Annotated in this window: 18 protein-coding genes and 1 tRNA gene; 15 read left to right on the top strand and 4 right to left on the bottom strand. The window is 67.0% G+C overall.

Annotation, left to right across the window (positions count from 1 at the left end):
- Window positions 1-57: 57 nt before the first annotated feature.
- Window positions 58-1,410: an NsdA family TPR-like regulatory protein gene (locus ABT245_RS31345; protein ID WP_502982235.1), complete on the bottom strand. Its 1,353-nt coding sequence runs from the start codon at window positions 1,408-1,410 to the stop codon at window positions 58-60.
- A gap of 281 nt (window positions 1,411-1,691) precedes the next feature.
- Between ABT245_RS31345 and ABT245_RS31340 the strand changes: the two genes are divergently transcribed.
- The 3 genes from ABT245_RS31340 to ABT245_RS31330 are packed head-to-tail and all read left to right on the top strand — an operon-like array spanning window position 1,692 to window position 2,877.
- Window positions 1,692-2,243: a bifunctional DNA primase/polymerase gene (locus ABT245_RS31340; RefSeq protein WP_351740025.1), complete on the top strand. Its 552-nt coding sequence runs from the start codon at window positions 1,692-1,694 to the stop codon at window positions 2,241-2,243.
- A complete protein-coding gene (locus tag ABT245_RS31335) occupies window positions 2,233-2,544 on the top strand; it encodes a hypothetical protein (RefSeq protein ID WP_351740020.1) in 312 nt (103 codons plus the stop codon). The genes ABT245_RS31340 and ABT245_RS31335 overlap by 11 nt, the downstream gene beginning before the upstream one ends.
- A gap of 3 nt (window positions 2,545-2,547) precedes the next feature.
- On the top strand, window positions 2,548-2,877 hold the full coding sequence (locus tag ABT245_RS31330; RefSeq protein WP_351740017.1) for a hypothetical protein: 330 nt from the start codon (window positions 2,548-2,550) through the stop codon (window positions 2,875-2,877).
- Window positions 2,878-4,104: 1,227 nt separating this feature from the next.
- Here the strand turns inward: ABT245_RS31330 and ABT245_RS31325 are convergent.
- Window positions 4,105-5,706 carry a restriction endonuclease gene (locus ABT245_RS31325; protein ID WP_351740014.1) on the bottom strand — a complete coding sequence of 534 codons (1,602 nt, stop codon included), beginning with the start codon at window positions 5,704-5,706 and terminating at the stop codon, window positions 4,105-4,107.
- Between the two features lie 211 nt (window positions 5,707-5,917).
- Between ABT245_RS31325 and ABT245_RS31320 the strand changes: the two genes are divergently transcribed.
- Together ABT245_RS31320 and ABT245_RS31315 are read left to right on the top strand one after the other, a co-directional pair.
- Window positions 5,918-6,475, top strand: a complete 558-nt coding sequence (locus ABT245_RS31320; RefSeq protein WP_351740011.1) for a HEPN domain-containing protein — start codon at window positions 5,918-5,920, stop codon at window positions 6,473-6,475.
- A complete protein-coding gene (locus ABT245_RS31315; RefSeq protein WP_351740009.1) occupies window positions 6,472-8,157 on the top strand; it encodes a hypothetical protein in 1,686 nt (561 codons plus the stop codon). The genes ABT245_RS31320 and ABT245_RS31315 overlap by 4 nt, the downstream gene beginning before the upstream one ends.
- 411 nt (window positions 8,158-8,568) lie before the next feature.
- Here ABT245_RS31315 and ABT245_RS31310 read toward each other — a convergent pair whose 3' ends face one another.
- A complete protein-coding gene (locus tag ABT245_RS31310) occupies window positions 8,569-9,309 on the bottom strand; it encodes a GntR family transcriptional regulator (protein WP_351740007.1) in 741 nt (246 codons plus the stop codon).
- A gap of 204 nt (window positions 9,310-9,513) precedes the next feature.
- Here ABT245_RS31310 and ABT245_RS31305 point away from each other — a divergent pair, with 204 nt between their 5' ends.
- From ABT245_RS31305 to ABT245_RS31270, 8 genes are all read left to right on the top strand, one after another.
- On the top strand, window positions 9,514-9,861 hold the full coding sequence (locus ABT245_RS31305; RefSeq protein WP_351740004.1) for an SCO3933 family regulatory protein: 348 nt from the start codon (window positions 9,514-9,516) through the stop codon (window positions 9,859-9,861).
- Complete coding sequence (locus tag ABT245_RS31300) at window positions 9,861-11,180, top strand: FtsK/SpoIIIE domain-containing protein (protein ID WP_351740002.1); 1,320 nt, start codon at window positions 9,861-9,863, stop codon at window positions 11,178-11,180. The genes ABT245_RS31305 and ABT245_RS31300 overlap by 1 nt, the downstream gene beginning before the upstream one ends.
- Window positions 11,181-11,192: 12 nt before the next feature.
- Window positions 11,193-11,387, top strand: coding sequence for a hypothetical protein (locus ABT245_RS31295; RefSeq protein ID WP_351739999.1), 195 nt, complete (start codon window positions 11,193-11,195; stop codon window positions 11,385-11,387).
- A gap of 50 nt (window positions 11,388-11,437) precedes the next feature.
- On the top strand, window positions 11,438-11,728 hold the full coding sequence (locus ABT245_RS31290) for a hypothetical protein (protein ID WP_351739997.1): 291 nt from the start codon (window positions 11,438-11,440) through the stop codon (window positions 11,726-11,728).
- A 104-nt stretch (window positions 11,729-11,832) separates the two neighbouring features.
- On the top strand, window positions 11,833-12,093 hold the full coding sequence (locus ABT245_RS31285) for a hypothetical protein (RefSeq protein WP_351739995.1): 261 nt from the start codon (window positions 11,833-11,835) through the stop codon (window positions 12,091-12,093).
- Complete coding sequence (locus ABT245_RS31280) at window positions 12,090-13,463, top strand: replication initiator (RefSeq protein ID WP_351739993.1); 1,374 nt, start codon at window positions 12,090-12,092, stop codon at window positions 13,461-13,463. Before ABT245_RS31285 ends, ABT245_RS31280 begins: the two co-directional genes overlap by 4 nt.
- Window positions 13,453-13,665: a helix-turn-helix transcriptional regulator gene (locus ABT245_RS31275; RefSeq protein ID WP_351739990.1), complete on the top strand. Its 213-nt coding sequence runs from the start codon at window positions 13,453-13,455 to the stop codon at window positions 13,663-13,665. Before ABT245_RS31280 ends, ABT245_RS31275 begins: the two co-directional genes overlap by 11 nt.
- Window positions 13,662-15,050 (top strand): tyrosine-type recombinase/integrase, encoded by a 1,389-nt coding sequence (locus tag ABT245_RS31270; protein ID WP_351739987.1) that lies wholly within the window; start codon window positions 13,662-13,664, stop codon window positions 15,048-15,050. Before ABT245_RS31275 ends, ABT245_RS31270 begins: the two co-directional genes overlap by 4 nt.
- Before the next feature lie 261 nt (window positions 15,051-15,311).
- Here the strand turns inward: ABT245_RS31270 and ABT245_RS31265 are convergent.
- A tRNA-Arg gene (locus ABT245_RS31265) sits at window positions 15,312-15,383 on the bottom strand.
- 59 nt (window positions 15,384-15,442) lie between these two features.
- On the opposite strand from ABT245_RS31265, the gene ABT245_RS31260 reads away from it, so the two are divergent.
- Both ABT245_RS31260 and nrtL read left to right on the top strand, forming a co-directional pair.
- Entirely contained in the window at window positions 15,443-16,102 is a 660-nt protein-coding gene (locus tag ABT245_RS31260) for a response regulator (protein WP_351739984.1), read from the top strand.
- 342 nt (window positions 16,103-16,444) lie between these two features.
- Window positions 16,445-17,731 (top strand): ArgS-related anticodon-binding protein NrtL, encoded by a 1,287-nt coding sequence (gene nrtL / locus ABT245_RS31255; RefSeq protein WP_351739982.1) that lies wholly within the window; start codon window positions 16,445-16,447, stop codon window positions 17,729-17,731.
- The last annotated feature ends 47 nt before the right edge of the window (window positions 17,732-17,778 follow it).

The following is a 17,778-nucleotide window of genomic DNA, read 5'->3' as shown; positions in this document are numbered from 1 at the left end:
ACTTTCACTTCAGAGGTGCCTTGCTTCGTGGGACTGATGAGGGCGTAGGAACTCCCATCATCCCAGGTCAGCAGGCACCTCTTCCCATTTCCCCGTCCCCAGACCGACCTTCACGCGGTGGATCCAGGCTGAGAGATTCCGCCGGAACTCGGCGAGATAACTGACGCATCGGGCCGACTTCAACTGCTCGCCCAAGTCAAGCGCATCGAGTGCCACGCGGCATGCCTCCTCGATGTCGCCGGCGCGTAGGTGGGCGTCGGCCAGAACCATGGTCGCGAAAAAGTCGCTTCGGACGTGGCTGCCGCTCATGGCGTTCTCGGCATGGGCGACGGCCTGGCGGGCGCTGTTGACGTCACGGAAGCAGTGGGCGGCCTCGGCGGCAAGCTCGGCCTCGTCGAAGTAACTGATCCACTCCGGTTCGTCGTCGTTGTTCCGGCTCTCCAGCGCGTTCGTGGCCGCGCTCAGGGCTGCTTCGCAGGCTCCTACGTCCCCCGTTCGGGCGAGAGCGCGGGCCTCCATGGCGTGGAACTGGGCGCGCAGCGTCGGCGTGGCTACGGGAGCGATGCCCATGAGCGCCGCGCGGGCGAGGGTGGCCGCCTCGGTGTAGTGCCCGAGGAACGTCGCCTGATGACTCATGGCGGACAGAATGCTGCCGGCGAGCCGCCGGTCATTGGCGTCCTGGGCCAGTCGGAGGGCCTGGAGAAAGTACCGCTGTGCCAAGCCGTGGTGGCAGGCGTCGTAGGACATCCAACCGGCAAGGAGCGTCGCTTCGGCCGCGGTGGAGAAGAGTGCCCGGCCAACCTGCTCCGTGTACTGGCCGCGCAGGATCGGCGTCACTTCGGTACTGAGGTACTGGACGGCCGCGTGCCGTGCGTGGTCGCCGCCGAAACGGTCGTCCAGTTCGGCAAACATATCCGCGGTCGTCTTGATGGCCGCTACGTCCCCGAGACCGACGCGCATTCCGTCCCGACGCTGTCGGGGAACGCCCGGCTCGGGCGCCACCAGCCAGCGAAGCGAGGCTTCGTTCCATGCGGGTTCGGACGGCTGGGCCTGTAACAGGGGCTCGTAACGGTTGAGGTCGGCGCGCCACAACTGCCCTACGGTCTCGATTGCGCCCTCTGGGCTTGCTGGATACGTGACGTCCAACAGCTCTGTCTCGCGTTCGCCTTCGTGGTTCAGCCCGAGCTCGGCGGCGCTGAGGCCGTATACCTCGCACAGCAGCGGACCATAGAAGTCGTCCGGGGTGCTGTGTCCGTTCTCCCAACTGGCGATACGGCGTTTCACACTGGCGTCGGATGGGAGGTGGTGGCCACGACGGACGGCAGCCTGACGCAATTCGCGTACCAACCGCGGCTGACTCCAGCCCCGATCCATACGGGCCTGCCGTAAACGAATACTGGTGGGCTGCATCGAAGACGTGATGTTCCCTCCTCGCGCGCGCAATCGCGAAACCGGGCCTCACAGCGCTCTGACTTTACAACCGAACGTAAGCGTGGTGCATCGTCGGGCGCTGCAAGTAATCGGCGTACCCCTGACGGCTGCTCGTGACGGGGGATGACGCGTCCACGGATGACGCGTCATCCCCCGTCACCTCTCGTCATCTGCCCTGGCCAGGGTGGTGACCGTGAGGCTGGACATAGGGCGGCAGCGGCCGCAACTGAGTCCGACCGAGGTGAGATGACGTGCAGAGGATGACCAGGAGGGGCGTCGAATGGCTCTCCGCAGCGGCAGACGATCCGGCTGCATGCCGGGCCACCTGGGCGGATGACCCCCGTGCGCCGTACATGCTGTCGACCGGCCGCTACTTCGAGGTAGTGACGGTAGACCAACGAACCGGCATCGAGACATTCGATCAACTGCTGCGTCGTGGCCTTCCGTTCGGCCCCACGGTGCTTGACCACAAGTCCCAACGCGTCGGCTTCTTCCTCGGGTCGCAGAGTCACGAGACCTTCGTCCATCACCTCGAAAGGGAAGAGGGCACGCCACCTGTTTACCGCTACCTGAGTCGCGAATCGGTCGTCGTTGTCCCGGGACCCATGCCCCTGCGCGGCGACCGTTACGAATGGCTCCGTGCCCCGACCCGCCGACCGATGGCCAACCCGCTCCGCCCGGTGGCCCTGGCGACCATGCTCGTTGCCTCCGCCGAGTTGCTTGCCCGCGTGGACCGGTACGGCGAGCGCTACCCGTCCGCGGCTGCCTTCGCCCTCACTGCCATCGAGAGGGCTGCGACCGATGCGGGATGACCCCACTCACCGGCACGACGCTGCCTCCTGGTCGCCGCTGGACAGCGACGGTTGGTACGCCGCGCGCAATGCCACGACGGCTCTGCGGGATGCCCTGGTCCGCGCTGGTCTGGAAAGGGATTTCCCTTATCTCCGAGCCGACTTGAACGCCTTCGGGCATGGCCTGGTCGAACTCGGGCGCGTGTCGCCAGCCACCGCGGAGCGACTGGCGGAACTGCTCCGGCTGGCGCTGACATCGGGGGTGCAGCGCCTGGGGGAGAGCCGCGACGAAACCGCCGAACACCGCACAGGAAGGGACTGAACCATGACCGACCGACGGGGAGTCATCGCCAAGCGCGCCGAGAACCTGATGCCCGACGTGCCCTACGTCCGCGGCTGGGCACAGGCTCGACGCAGCGCCGGCATGTTGGCCGAGCAACTGACCGCCCTGGACCTGGAGTCGGACTTGCCCGGACTCACGGCCGACGTGAACGTCTCGGGTGACGGCCTGGTACGCCTCGGCACCGTCCGGCCGGAGGCAGCGGCACTGCTGGCTGAATTGGTCGTGTTGGGCCTTGCGGCAGAGATGATGCCGCACGCCGATTCGTTGGCGCAGGGGACGGGAACTGCCTGTCGGAACGCGTCGGCTGCCTGAACGATCCGGCTCCGGAACTCCGGCCTGTTGCGGTACGAGGCTGCTCCCGCGACCGGCCGGCCTTGCCCCGTACGTCACCGTTCCCCGGCGGATGACGTACGGGGCTTCTCACTGCGCGCCATGCCCTCCTCGGTTGTCGGTCTGCCGCTCGGCCGGGACCGGCGCCCCAGCGCCGCAGCCCGGACGAAGCGGCAAAGCTGCGCGCTTGATGGATGGCTGCGGGGCATGTGACTGCCTCGTGTGAGAGGACATCAGCTTGGGAAGCTCGGGTCTTTTGGCGGCGATTGTTGCGTTGACCTGCGGCCAAGTGGTGTTGGAGCCTTGGTCGTACCTGTGACGAGTCCCCGCTGTTCCCCGTGGTTCCCCGAAAGATCTGGCACGCGAATGGCACGGTCCCTTCGTCTCGAACGTGTTTTGGCGGAGTTGGGCCCCGGAGCGTTTCAGCCTCAGCCGACGATAGTCAGCCACGATGGCGGGTCAGCCGACCGTGCAGGCGCGCGTGTGCCTCGCTGTACCCCGCTGGCCTGAGCCACGCTGTCGGTCGTCGATCAGATACGTCTCGACGGCGGGAGCGCATGGGCGGCCCGTACATATGGCGAACCGAGCTCAATGGTGCACGAGCCATCGGTCGACGCTACGGTGCCGCGCATGAAGATCCGAAGATGGGCCGTCCGTGGCGTGACAGCGGTGGCTGTGGGTGGGGCATTGATCATTGGGCGCGCGCTCCAGGGGGCTGCGGCGAGGTCGGGCAGCGCGGGTGGCGGTCCGAGCACTCGGACGCTCTGGTACTGGCGCTGTGAGTGCGGCGCTCACTCTCGCGGCGGTGATCCCTTCAAGGACGACGCGGAGTACAACGCCCAGCGGCACATGTGGCGCAAAGGCGTGGGACATCCGATGCCGGAGATCTACTCCGCCGAAGGGGGACTCGCGTAGGTCGGAGTTTTCTCGCATGTCGCCTGTCCGCACCCACACGCAGACCAACCCGGGCCCGAGGCCTCTGTGACCTGCGATCACTCACCAAGGCCCCCGCCTGCCCGAATGTGTCTTCTTGCCCTGGGTCTTGCCGGAGATCTTGCTGACCTGCGTTTTCCCTGCTCAGAGGCTGTGAGCCCGTGCGCCCTATGGTCATCGTTGGTCGTCATCGGCCACTGTTGAGTGACCTCGGACGGCCCAGAGACGGCCCAGAGACGGCCCAGCATCTCTGTCTCCGAGAGCGGCAGACCAGACTCAGCGGGTAGGGCGCTTCTTCGGAGGAACCGGGCCAGGAATCACATCCTTGCCGAGATGCTCCTTGATCAGGTACTTGAGCTCCGGCCCTTCGATGAGCTGGAGCCGGCCATGCTGGCGGGCAAAGTCGTGGCTGGCCCTGCCGAACCACGACGTGGTGATCAGGATGCCTTTGGCAGCGCGCTTGTGCTCGACCACGCCAGCGAGTGCCTGAACGGATTCGACGCCAACAAGCTTGCTGTAGCGCTTGGCCTGGATGATGCACTCACCATTGAAGACGGGGTCCTTGCTGACAGCCACGGCGTCAACGCCCTCGTCCTTCGACGCCTGGGTGTTCCAGGCCTCCATGCCGATGGCCTCGAACAGCTGGCGGATCAGGTGCTCGAACTCGGTAGGCGTGAGCTTCACCAGCACGGGTCTGCTGTCCAGGTCGGCCACGACGTCCATGCTGTCCATGAGCCGGTACTTCGTCAGATCGAACTCGATGATGGGCCGGATTGGTTCTAGGTCGTAGGGGTTGGGAGACACGAGCGCGTTGAGCTTTTTGAGGCAGTGCACGGGGTCTACCTGGCTGAGCCGAAGCTTCCCGAACTGCTCCCTGCTGGCGCTGAGCGTCACCAGGCAGGGTGAGACCTCGTGGCCGGTGGCACGGTCGATGGTCTTTACGTGCCCGTTCAGGATGACGCCGTTGACGATCCGGTTTGAGTCGCTCGTCAAGATCTCGTGGACGGTCCTCAGAGCGACTTGTGCCAGAACAGAGGCGTAGATCTCTTTGCGCTCCCTTTCCGGCCGGGGTAGCACGGTCGTCTCGTCTCGGCTCTTCACATAGCGGTAGCCCCTCGCGGCCGGAACGATCCCCTCAGAAGGCAAGTGGATCTCGACAAGCACATCGCCGGTAGCGGAGCGAAAAGCGACGCGATGCTCGTGTGGGAAGCCCATGGGGTACTCCGACGCGTCCAGCACGGCGTCTAGGTGCGCCTCGACCGCCGCAGGTTCCCCAGCCTCGTACGCCTCGCGTTCCTCTTCCAGATGCCTGTTAAAGGTGGCGACCTCGTCAAGAGCCTGCTCCTCGGCCTGGCGGTGCTCGGCCCGCTTCCGCTCCAGCGTCGCTAGCCGCTTCTCCTCGGCTCGCCGGTGCCTTTCCTGCGCAACGCCGAAGCGTACGCGGGCCTCGGCAACTTCAGCCTCGTAACGTTTCCTGCCGAGGCCCAAGACAGCAGCCAGTCCACCGGGTTCGGGGGGCGCAAACTCCTCCCACCGCGGGGACGGTTCCGGACGCGACCAAGGACGTTCATCCAACACCCTCGCGGTGTGCGTCTTCCGCCGGCGTTCGAAGGTCGTCGGCGGATCACTGACCAGGGCATCGCGTAACAGCTGTCCCAACTGCTCAGCTTCGTGCTCGACCCCGATCGTGAGCACCTGAGCCTGCTCAGTCTGCTGCTCCTGGTATGCGGCCTTCCGCTCACGCTCTTGCCGCTTGCCGGCCGCCTCATCTGCTTTGCGTTCCCGCTCCGCCTGACGCGCCCGTTGCTCCTGGGCTCGCTGCAATGCCTGCTGCTGCCGCTGGTACTCGCTGCCTCGCCCGCTACCCCGCTGCGCCACCTTGCTAACCCCTCCTCTGGCTTGACTCCCCAGAGCTGCATTCCCCTCGCGCCTCGCAGAATCACGCCCACCTGAGACTTGCCCTGGTCCGCGCCCCGCCCCCAAGCGCGGCGGTACGCATCGCACGGCTCAGGGATGCTGAGAGTTAGAGCCTGACCATCGTTATGACACGAGGGACTCTCCGTCAGGTGCCGAGCGATACACTCCGGTCGTGACGTCAGGTAGCGGAGCAGGGCCCACGACGGCCAATACGTCGCTTGAAGCGGTTCTCGCTCGCATCACGCAGGCGGACAAGAAGACTCTCGGATTATTTGTCGAGGGCGTGAGCCTTGAAACGCGAACCTCGCGTGTGATTTCAGACTTGCAGCATCAAGCCTGCGCTGATCGAATAGATCTTTCCGCTTCGTTTCTCGTCTCGGCGGATAAGTTGCTGCGAACCAGGCCCGGGCAGTATCGGAGCGCAATTAGCCGCTACTACTACTCGATGTACCACTCTGCGCGTGCCGTTGTCTACTTCGCCCATGGTGGCGATGATCATGAGAAGCATTCCGTGCTTCCGACAAAACTCCCGAATGACTTCCCCAGCAGTAGCTACTGGCAGAATGAACTCAAAGATGCACGCCTGAACAGAAATAGCGCGGACTATGATCCGTACCCAACTTCCTGGAGACACTGGCAGAGTCTAGCGAAGGGTCTTAGTGCGACAGCGCCGACCTTCCTGCAGCTGGCGACGCAATATTTGAAGCAGAAAGGATGCGCTCACGTATGAGTACGCCCGCATCTGAGGACTGGACCCTTCACATCAAAAAGGCGTTTCAGGATCGAGGCGGAATTCGCGTCGCCGATATCACCGTGCGCGAATATCCGGATGAGACGAATTATATCGTCTACGTCCGCGAATCGGACGTGCCTGAAGCGGCAGTCATTGGAAATGAGCTTGATGAGGAAATCTCCTCTCCGGGAGACAGGGCCTTTGTAATCGTCCGGAAGGCTCCTGAGGAACTTCTCGAAAGGGAGATGCGGCCGCTTTCAAGCGGCGTTCAAGACTCTCGTTCGACGGACTTGAGTAACCTAATCAGTGCGCGATCACGAGTTTCAGAGGCGCAGCCCAGCCTCTCGTACGTAAAAGATGCCGATCGTAATCTTTTTGCTGTAACGGCCCCTCGACATCACCTCATCTTCGGCCGCCGGGGAGCCGGTAAAAGTGCATTGCTGGTGGAGGCAAAACGAAACCTTGATGCCGACTCCAGCATTTCAAGCTGGACCAATATGCAGACGCTCAGAAATGAGTCGCCGGGACGCATTTTTCTTCACATCGTTGAAGATCTCCTCCAAGCTGTTGTGACGCGACAGCAGCGGATTAGGTCGGAATCGCCAATCTCTGTACAAGCGGTTGACGTCTACGAAGAAGTGCGCTCCCTGCTCTCGATTGAATCGCCCGGGGATGACTGGCCAACTCGACTGATTCCTAAAGTTCAGCGCACCCTGAAGCGCTTCCTGGACTCAAACGGTCTGCGACTCTACATCTTCGTGGATGACTTCTATTACATTCCGCGCAGAGATCAGCCAATGCTTCTGGATATGCTTCATGGATGCGTTCGGGACTGTGACGCGTGGCTAAAGGTTGCCTCAATTCGCCACCTCACGAGGTGGTGGCAGTCCTCTCCCCCTCTGGGGCTTCAGACTATGCACGACGCAGACCTGCTGGATCTTGATGTCACTCTGCAGGATCCTGGCAGGGCTAAGCGCTTCCTTGAGAGCATCCTTACGGAGTACGCGAGCCACGTTGGCATCCCGTCTCTGGGTAGAATCTTCAGTTCACCTGCCCTTGATCGCCTTGTATTGGCGTCTGGAGGTGTGCCTCGCGATTACCTGATCCTTGCACAAAGCTCAATCCTTAAAGCCCAGCGGCGGCAAAACTCCAAGCTGGTCGGCGTACAGGACGTCAACCAAGCCGCGGGAGATGCGGCACAGGCCAAGGTGCAGGAACTCGAAGAGGATATGGCTTCCGACGTTCAGTCGGCCATGAGGACTCTGGAGGCTCTGAAGCGAGTGAGGGCTTTCTGCCTCGAAGAGACCAGCCACACCTACTTCCTAATCGGGTACCGCGACAAGGAAAACGCTCCGAGCTGTTACAACGTGCTGACCGACCTTCTCGACCTTCGCCTGATTCACCTTGTGGACGACGGCGTGTCGGATCCGCATTCTGCTGGTCACAGATCAGAGGCCTACATGCTGGACCTGAGTCAATTCTCAGGGTCGCGCTTGAAGCAGGGAATTCGAGTCCTGGATTTTCAATCCGGTAACATTATTTCAAGGAAGACCCGTGGATCCTATAGGGGGAAGAGCGAATCTGCGCCGAAGGTGGGAGATACTCCCCTCAAAGCCATCGCAATTTTGCGAACCGCGCCAACCTTCACCTTGGATAGGGTTGCCAATCTAGCCGGGTAGGATCAATTGATCTACGCATGCCACGGAGGCATGCTTTGCCGCGCGGTCGGCGGAGCGGCTTTGGGCTGGAGCTGCTTTGGCGCGAGTGATCATGGCCCCGTAAGCTTCCGGCGCGTCGGGCAGTCTGTGGACCTGCCCGGTAAAGCACGACGTTGGGGCCATGATCTTCGAGGCTCGCGCCAAAGTGGCTGCCTAAAGCCGCGGAGCCGACCGCCCCAGCCACAACGTCCCCCTTCTCTCAGCTCAAGCGGCTGATCGCCATGAGCGCGGCACGGGCGCCGGCAGGGCTGGAGCGGGGCGGAGACAGGAGCGCAGGCCCGGCCGGGGGCCGGGCCGCGCGCGGTGAGCGGAGCGAGCCGCCTTGATGACGTAGAGAAAGTCTGAGCCAACTGGGATCCGACAGGGGTTCGGCTACAGCTTGAACGAGAGCTCCAGCTCGTTGCCTGGTAGGTGGAACTCCTCCAGGGCTAGGGGCTTGTTTGCCTCGGTGAGGGTCACGCGGAGGACGTGCAGGAGCGGGACCCCGTCCGCGAGTCGGAGGGCCTGGGCCTGGTCCGGGAGGGGCATGCGGGTGCGGACGTACTCCATGAAGTGGAGTTCGTGGCCCAGCTCGGCGAGCGCCGCGTAGAGCTCCGGTGCCGGCGGTGGGGCTTCCTCCTCGTACTTGGTGTCGAGGAGTGCCGAGAACGGCACGTAGGTCCGGTGGAGTTGGCGCAGGCGGCCTTGGTCCGCGGTCTGTAGCGCGTCGTACGTGAACATCGGCTCGCCCGGTGGGATGCGGAGTAGGTCCGCCAGGGCTAGCGGGGCGTCGGTACGAGTGGCTACCGGCGGCTCGGCGTCCGTCCAACGGATACCGTCGGCCTCGACGTAGCGGCCGTCCGTAGTCCGGCGTACGCCGCGCGGGCGCGTATGGCTTGGGCGGCCGTGGGGGGAGCGGGCGAAGGTGCCGCGGCCCATGATGGCCTCGACGAGACCGGATGCCCGTAGCTCCGTGAGTCCCTGACGCACTGTGGGCCGTGTCACTCCGAACTGCTTCGCCAACGACTCCTCGGAGGGGAGCGGCTGGCCGGCCGGGAAGGTGCCGTTCAGGATGCCTTCGCGCAGGTACTCGGCGATCTGCCGGTACTTCGGCTGCGTGTTCTTCGGTGGCATGCGGGGCCCTCCGATGGCCGTGGCTTGTGGGGCTGTGCGTCCTCGTAGACAGCTTGTCCACGTTCGTGGACAGCTTCGCTCATCACTAGGCGGTTGACAACCCGTACTACGGGTGGTCACTCTGGTCTCCGTCACCCGTACTACGGGTGGTCTAGCAGCCCGAAGGGTCGGCCTTCGGGCGCGAGAGATGAGGAGATCCGAACAGTGGCAAGCCTTCCGATCGACACCGCGAAGTTCACGGGGATCATCTGTGCCGTCCCCCCGGCTCCCCGGGTCGCCAACCGTGAGACCGGTCAGCTCCGTATTGACCGCGACACCGGAAAGACCGTGTACCAGGTCGGCCTCTGCCTGATGGCCGGGGCGTCGGCGGACGTCGTGAACGTGAGTGTGGCCGGTGAGCCGACCGGCGTGCAGCTCGGTATGCCGGTCGCCGTACGGGACCTGGTGGCCACCGCATGGGAGAACGAGGGGCGGCACGGGATCGCCTTCCGTGCCGCGGAGATCCGGCCCCTGAGCGCTCCCGCTCCGGCGGGCAAGGGGGCCGGGCAGTGATGAACCTGGCCTCCACCACGTCGACCAGTGCGACCGTGCCGACTTGGGCACTGGTGGTGGCCGCACTGCTCGTGTCAGGCCTGCTTCTGGCGGGCCCGGCCCTGCGCCGCCGCTACCCCGTGGCCTGGTGGCTGTTACTCGGCTTCCCGGCCACCGCCTTCCGGGTCGTGCAGACTTGGCGGCCTCTGATGGCCGGGTGCGGGCTCGCCATGAGTCGTCGGCCGGCACTGACGGTCGTGTCCGGGCTCGTCGGCAACGGGGCGCCTCCGCCACAGCCGCGCGTACCCCGGCGCGGACTCATACGCCCGACCCCCGGCGGCTTTGTCCTGCTGGTCCGGCTGCTGCCGGGCCAGGTGCCGGAGGACTTCCTCAAGGCCGCGCCCGCCCTAGCAGAGAGCTGGCAAGTGCACGCGGTGCGGGTGACCTCCTGGAAGCCGGGGGTCGTACGAGTCGTCGCCTCGGCGGCCGACCCGTTGGCCGCTCCCCGGGCGCCGAAGCAGCGGGGGTCCGGTCATCTGCTCCGGGTGACCGTGGGTGCGCTGGAGACCGGGGCAGCGTGGGTGCTCGACCTGCGGCGCGTGCCCCACTGGCTGATCGTGGGGGCCACCCGCTCCGGCAAGTCGACGCTCATCAACGCACTCGTCGCGGGCCTCGCTCCGCAACCCGTCGCGCTGGTCGGCATCGACTGCAAGGGCGGCATGGAACTGTCCCTCTACGGACCGCGGTTGTCCGCCCTCGCGACCAACCGGGAACAAGCGGTCCGGCTGCTGGCCGCCCTCGTCGGTCTGACCCTCGACCGCATGACCGTCTGCCGGGCGGCCCGCGTCCGCAACATCTGGGGCCTGCCGGACAAGGAACGCCCGGTCCCCGTCGTCGTAATCGTCGACGAGATCGCGGAACTGTTCCTCGTCGCGAGCCGGAACGAGAAGGACGAAGCACAGGCGGCCGGTACGGCACTGATCCGACTGGCCCAACTCGGTGCGGCGCTCGGGGTGTTCCTCGTCGTCGCCGGTCAACGCGTCGGCTCCGACCTGGGGCCCGGCGTCACCGCCCTGCGCGCACAACTCGGCGGCCGGGTGTGCCACCGCGTGTCCGACCCCGGTACGGCGGAAATGGCGCTCGGCGATCTCAACCCCGATGCGCTGAAGGCGGCGCAAGCCATCACCCCGGAACAGGCCGGCACGGCCGTCCTCGCCTCCGGCGACGGCTGGGAACGCGCCCGGTCCCACCTGATCACGGAGGCGGAAGCGGAAGCCGTCGCCGCAGAGTACGCGCACCTGACTCCCGTCCTGTCCGAACTGCACCTCGAAGCGTCGTGAAAGGGGCCTGCCGTGCTGGTGTCCATGTCCGCCGTGCTGCTGCTCGGCCTGCTGATCTGGTTCCTTCTGCGCATCCGCTACCTGCGGTGGGTCGACGCGCTGCTCTGCGGAACCTTCGGCTTCCTGCTCTCCAAGACCGTGGCCGCGCCGTTCGCTCAGGCGTTCCTCGACGGCGTGAATGGCTTCCTCGGCCAACTCCGCTTCTGAACGCACCGAACGCACTGAACACACCCACTGACCCGAGAAGGGGACTTTCCGTGTCCGACTACGTCATCCGCTCCGGTGACCGCGCCGCCTTCCTGGCCGGCCTCCGGGAACTGGTCGACTTCCTGACCGCTAACCCGGCAGTCGTCGTACCGCGTCACGCGTCCGTCATCGTGCTGGTCGACGCCTCCGACTCCGCCGCTCGCCGGGCCGGGGTGGAGTCCGTCGCCGCTCCGCTCGGTGTGCCGGCAGAGGACGTCGGCCTGGGCTACTTCGACGCACGCCGCGACTTCGGACCGATCTCGTACGGCGTCGCCGGAGTGCCGCCCGAGGAGCGGCAGTGACCGCCCGTACGACGGGCTCCCGACGGGGCGCGAAGTCGCCAAACCCGACCCCGTCAGGAACCCACTCCATCCGCCACATGAGCAGTGAAAGGAGCACTCACACTTTGTCCACCGCGCAACATTCGCGCAAATCCCCGCTGCCCGACTGCGTACTCAGGCAGCGCGACGCGCAGGTCTCGACCTGCGACGGACGGGAACAGATCGTCCTCGTCGGGCTCGACGGAGCCGAGCGGCGCCTGTGCCCCGCGCACGCCGCCGCCCTCTGGCTCACGGACCCGACGCTCCGCTTCAGCGCCAAGACCAGGCCGGAGGGGATCTCGGCCGTGATGTGGCAAGCGTTCGGGGGCGGGGGTGGTCGCCGATGACCACTGCCCTTCCGAAGAGCGCTGCCGCTCTGGTCGCCAGGGCGGCGGAGCCGGAGTTCACGGCCTGGCGCCGGAACATTGTCCGCCTGGGAGGCTGCACCAATCCGATTCACCTGGTCGGTGTGGCAACCGTCTACGACACGACGACCGGTGCGGCCCTGCTCTCGTATGGGTCGGACGTCTACGGCGGTCGCCTGCTTACCGCGTGCGGCAACCGGCGGGCGACGGTCTGCCCGGCCTGCTCGGGTCTGTACCGGGCGGACACGTACCACCTTGTCCGGGCCGGACTCGTCGGCGGCAAGGACGTCCCGGAGGCGGTGGGCGGTCACCCGCGGGTGTTTGCCACGCTCACCGCTCCCGGCTTCGGCCCGGTCCACACCCGCCGGGAGCACGAGGACGGGCGTGTACGGGCCTGCCGTCCCCGGCGGGCGGGGGAGTGCTGTCCGCACGCGCGGCCGACCGGATGCCGTGAGCGTCACCCGGCGGACGATCCCCGCCTTGGCGAACCCCTCTGCCCGCGCTGCTACGACTACGCGGGGGCCGTGCTTTGGCACGCGTTCGCCGGTCGGCTCTGGCACCGGTTCGGGCTGGAGCTGCGGCGGGAGGTCGCCCGGCGGGTCGGGCTGCCGCGTACGGAGTTCGGGGAGGTCGCCCGGCTGTCGTACGCGAAAGTCGCCGAGTACCAGCGGCGGGGCCTGGTCCACTTCCACGCCGTGATCCGCCTCGACGGACCGGACGGGCCCGACTCGACTCCGCCCGGCTGGGCGAGTGTGCCGCTGCTGGTGGATGCCGTGCGGGCGGTGGTTGGCCGGGTGCGGCTGGTCGCTCCAGGCGCGGACGTTATCGGCCTGCGGGTGCTGCGCTTCGGTACCCAGGTCGACGTACGGCCGGTCACCTCGTACCGGCGCGATGCGGAGGAGCGGCCCGCCTCCGCGGCGGCCGTGGCTGGCTACATCGCCAAGTACGCCACGAAGGGAGCGGAAACCGCCGGCGCAGTCGACGGCCGGATCTACCACGCGCGGGACATGGTCATGCTGCCCGTACGTGCCCACGTGTTACGCATGATCGCTACGTGCTGGTGGCTCGGTGGCCTGCCGGAATTCGAGCCGCTGGGGCTGCGTCGCTGGGCTCACATGCTCGGGTACGGCGGCCACTTCTCCACCAAGTCACGCCGCTACTCGACCACGTTGACCGCCCTCCGGCAGGCCCGTGCCGACCATCGCGCGGAGCAACAGCGGGCCTCGCTCGGCCTGGCCGACCACCCGACCGTCACGGTCGGCCGGTGGAGCTACGCGGGGCGCGGCTACTCGCCGGAAGCGGCGCTCCTGGCCGCGTCCGTCCGGGAGGGCGGTGGTCTCCATGGCGCGTGAGAGTCGTGCGAAGACGGCCGAACTGCTGACCGTCCGCCAGGTGCTCGATGAACTGGGCGGCATTTCACGGCGCACCTTCTACCGCTGGCGGGAACTGCGCCTCGCCCCGGCCTGCATCCGGTTGCCGAACGGGGAGCTGAGGGTGCGGCGTGACGTGCTCAACGACTGGTTGGAGGAGCGCGCGGAGGTGGCGGCGTCGTGAAGTCGTACAAGGTCGTCATCTGGAAGCTGAGCGTCAACCGGTCCGCGAAGAAACCGACATACCTGGTCCGCTGGTCCGTGGACGGCGAGCCGTTCCACGAGTCGCACAAGACGAAGGCACTGGCCGACCGATTCCGCGCGAAGCTGCTTCAGGCGGCGGACAAGGGTGAGCCTTTCGACACAGTGACGGGTCTGCCTGACTCGTTGCGCGGTGGGAAAGCGGCGCTGTCGTTCCTTGGGTTAGCGCTCAAGTACCTCGATGCCCGGTGGGCGGAGGCTTCGGCGAAGCAGCGGGACAGCATGACGGACGCTCTGGCAACGGTCCTGCCCTCGCTGGTCAAACCGGCGCGCGGGCGACCGACCCCGGCTGATCTGCGGCGGGCGTTGCGTTCGTACGTGCTGCCTCCGCCCCGGCGGGAGCGGGAGCGGCCCGAGAGGATCGCGGCGGCGGCGAAGTGGATCGAGAAAGCGTCGCTGCCCGTGGCCGAACTCCAGGAGATCACCCGCGTACACGACCTGCTGGGCGCGCTGACGCGGAAGCTCGACGGCAAGCCTGCGGCCACGCAGACCTACCGCCGGCGCCGTGCGGTGATCTTCAACGTCCTCGGATACGCCGTGGAGCTGGAAATGCTCCCGTCCAATCCGCTGAGCCGGGTGCGGCGCAAGCGCGGGAAGCGGGCCGTTCAAGAGGTTGACCGGCGGGTGGTGGTCAATCCTCGGCAGGCGCGGGAGTTGCTGGCGGCCGTCACGTACGTCGGTGGCTACGAGCGGGCCAGTGGCCGCAGGCTGCGAGCGTTCTTCGGGTGCCTGTACTACGCGGCCATGCGGCCCGGTGAGGCGCTGGGCCTGCGCCTGTCGGACTGCACCCTTCCGGAAGAGGGCTGGGGCCGGATCGAGCTGACCGAGACCCGGCCCACTGCCGGACGGGCGTGGACCGATTCCGGTGAGGCGCACGACCGGCGGGGCCTCAAGCAGCGGGAGAAGGGTGAGGTGCGCATCGTGCCGATTCCGCCTCCACTGGTGCGGCTGCTCCAAGATCACCTCAACGAGTTCGGTGCGGCGGACGATGGCCGGCTGTTCGACAGCGAGCGGGGCAACGTCGTGGCGGCTTCGTCGTACTCGCGTGTGTGGAAGCAGGCCCGGACGCTGGCGTTCCCGCCTCAACAGGTCTCCTCCGTGCTGGCGTTCCGGCCGTACGACCTTCGGCACGCGGGTGTCTCCCAGTGGCTCACCTCCGGCGTTCCCGCCCCGGAGGTAGCGGCCCGCGCGGGTCACTCGGTCGATGTGCTTCTGAAGATCTACGCGAAGTGCGTCGACGGCCAGGAGCAGGAGATGAACGACCGGATCCTGAAGGGGCTGGGGGAGGAGCACGACACCGAAAAATGAAGCGGTCCCTATGACCGACAGACGCGAGCCCCGGGTCACCGATCCGGGGCTTTCGCTGTGCCGGAGGTGTGGCAGACGGCTACGCTCAGAGAGGTCGGAAAACGGTCGCTGACCTGCTGAAAGGCCGATCAAGATCATTACGTGGTCATTACGTGATCACTGGCAAACGGCTGCTTTCGGCGGCATGCGCTTGCACAAACAACAAGACCCCGCACTCAGCGAAATTGCTGATGGCGGGGTCTTTGACACACTTACACAGTGTGCCCCCGGCAGGATTCGAACCTGCGCACACGGCTCCGGAGGCCGTTGCTCTATCCCCTGAGCTACGGGGGCGTGTCGGGTGTGGAGCTGTTGCTCGTTGCGACGGGTAGAACACTAGCAGGTCTCTCGGGATGATCAGGAACGGGTTTGCTGTGGGTGGGGCGGTGGGGGGCTCCCCCGGACGGGTGGAAGTGGGGAAAAGCCGGACGCGGTGGCCGGTCCCGACCTACTCTCGTGGTGTGTCAGGCGCTTCAGGGCGGGTGCTTGTTGTGGACGACAACAAGGTCATCCGACAGCTGATCAGGGTCAATCTCGAACTGGAGGGTATCGAGGTCGTGACCGCGGCCGACGGTGCCGAGTGTCTGGATGTGGTTCATCAGGTGCGGCCCGACGTCGTGACCCTCGATGTCGTGATGCCCCGGTTGGACGGGTTGCGTACCGCCGCGCAGTTGCGGGCCGATCCGCGGACGCATGATCTTCCGCTTGCCATCGTCAGCGCCTGTACGCAGAACGAGGTCGAGGGTGGGCTCGACGTCGGCGTCGATGCCTTCCTCGCCAAGCCCTTCGAGCCCGCCGAGCTGGTACGGCTCGTACGGCAACTGCTTGAGCGGGGGCGCGAGGGGGCCGGGCGTCAGGTGGATGGCGAGGGCGTGGGTGGCTCTCGCAGTGCGGACGACGAGGGCGGAGCCGATCTCGGTGGTGGGGCCGGTAACGCTCGGCTCGGGGGCGGTCTTGAAGTGGGGGATGTCGGGGGTGGGGCACGTACCCCTGACTCCGAGTTCTCCGGCTAGGAATAGGAAATGGGCGGCGGGTCGATCCGCGGGTGCGCCGCCTTGAGCAGGGAGTGCGGGCAGGGCGTGAGGGGAGTTGCCTCGCCTGCCGCCTGCCGCCTGCCGCCTGCCGCCTGCCGCCTGCCGCCTGCCGCCTCGTCGGGCTCCTGCCTCGTCTTGCGTCAGTCGCCCCCTACGACCGGACCTCCGGACCCCGGACCTCAAGCCCGGATCCGAACCCCCAGCCCCCGGCGGCCGTCCTCTCGTGCGGCCCCGGCCCCGGCCCCCGCCCCGGTGTCCGTATCGCGGGCCCCGGTCGAACCTGCTCGCCTACCCACCCCGCTCCTCCCCTACGCTTGTCCCGTGACCCCCGTCGAGCTCTCCCGTACCGTGCTGGGCGCGGTGCGTCGTGCTGTGGACGGGGGGGAGCTGAGCGTGACCGTGCCTGAGCGGGTCGTGGTGACCGTGCCCGGGCCCGGGGGGTGCGGGGACTACGCCACCAACGTCGCCCTGCAACTCGCCCGGTCGGCCGGGAAGCCCGCTCAGCGGGTCGCCGAGATTCTGCGGCCGTATCTCGTCGGCGCCGAGGGAGTCGGGGACGTGGTCGTCACCGGGCCCGGGTTCATCAACATCAGCCTGGAGCCGGGCGCGGCATCCGTCGGTGCGCTCGTGCGCGAGATCCGGGAGCGGGGGACCGCCTACGGTCACGGTGACGCGCTCGCCGGGCAGATCGTCGCGTTGCGGGTGCCGTACGAGGCACGGGCCGAGGCCGTCGCCGACGCGCTGGTGCGGATCGTGGCGGCCCAGGGCGGCCGGGTCGAGATCGGGCACGGTGAGCCGGTGAACCTGCGTCCCGTGCCGGCCCCGGAGGACCCCGCGCCGCTCGGTCCCGACGCCGCCCGCTGGGCACTGCTGTACCCCGCCCCGCACGACCGGCCCCGGATCACCGCCGACCATCTGGTCCAGCGCGAGGGCAATCCCCTCTTCCGGGTCCGTTACGCACACGCCCGCACCCGGGCCCTCACCCGCAACGCCGCCCGCCTCGGCTTCACCGCCGAACCCGGCGACGACCTGACCGCCCCGCCGGCCCCACCGGCCGACCCCACGGTCACAGGTACGGCCGCCCCGGCCGACCCGACGGTCAAAAGTACGGCCGCGCCAGCCCGCCCGACGGTCATAAGTACGGCCCCACCGGCCCACCCGACGATCACCGGTACGGCCACCACGCCAGCCACACCAGCCGCACCAGCCATGCCGACCACCCCAGCCACACCAGCCACAGCCAACACGCCGGCCGCCGGCACAGCCACCAGCACAGCCCCGTCGACCCACCCCACGGCGGCGGCACAAATCCGCGGCATCCTCGCGGCCCGCCCCTCGGCCGCGGTCGTACGCCCGCTTCTCGTCGCCCTCGCCGATCACCCCCGTATCCTCCGTGCCGCCGCCCTGCACCGCGGTCCGGACCGGATCGCGCGGCATCTCGTCGTCGTCGCCGATGCCGCGCTGCCGTTTCTGCCGACCGTTCTGCCGCACGGTGACGAGAAACCCTCGGCCGCCCACCGCGCCCGGCTCGCGCTCGCCGAAGCCGTCGGGACGGTGCTGGCCGGCGGCCTGTCCCTGCTCGGCATCGATGCCCCCGACCACCTCTGAGTGCCCCGGTGAAAGCCCTGGAGAGCACCGGAGCAAGCCTTGAGAGC

This window comes from Streptomyces sp. NPDC001508, assembly GCF_040298665.1.
GTDB lineage: Bacteria > Actinomycetota > Actinomycetes > Streptomycetales > Streptomycetaceae > Streptomyces.
This window is presented reverse-complemented; position numbering and strand designations above follow the sequence as displayed.

Bases quoted from the DNA above. Each gene is read 5' to 3' on its own strand.
- ABT245_RS31330 (WP_351740017.1), top strand. From the start codon at position 2,548: ATGACCGACCGACGGGGAGTCATCGCCAAGCGCGCCGAGAACCTGATG.
- ABT245_RS31315 (WP_351740009.1), top strand. From the start codon at position 6,472: ATGAGTACGCCCGCATCTGAGGACTGGACCCTTCACATCAAAAAGGCG.
- ABT245_RS31260 (WP_351739984.1), top strand. From the start codon at position 15,443: ATGATCAGGAACGGGTTTGCTGTGGGTGGGGCGGTGGGGGGCTCCCCC.
- ABT245_RS31310 (WP_351740007.1), bottom strand. From the start codon at position 9,309: ATGCCACCGAAGAACACGCAGCCGAAGTACCGGCAGATCGCCGAGTAC.
- ABT245_RS31340 (WP_351740025.1), top strand. From the start codon at position 1,692: ATGACCAGGAGGGGCGTCGAATGGCTCTCCGCAGCGGCAGACGATCCG.
- ABT245_RS31345 (WP_502982235.1), bottom strand. From the start codon at position 1,410: ATGCAGCCCACCAGTATTCGTTTACGGCAGGCCCGTATGGATCGGGGC.
- ABT245_RS31335 (WP_351740020.1), top strand. From the start codon at position 2,233: ATGCGGGATGACCCCACTCACCGGCACGACGCTGCCTCCTGGTCGCCG.
- ABT245_RS31280 (WP_351739993.1), top strand. From the start codon at position 12,090: ATGACCACTGCCCTTCCGAAGAGCGCTGCCGCTCTGGTCGCCAGGGCG.
- ABT245_RS31275 (WP_351739990.1), top strand. From the start codon at position 13,453: ATGGCGCGTGAGAGTCGTGCGAAGACGGCCGAACTGCTGACCGTCCGC.
- ABT245_RS31300 (WP_351740002.1), top strand. From the start codon at position 9,861: ATGAACCTGGCCTCCACCACGTCGACCAGTGCGACCGTGCCGACTTGG.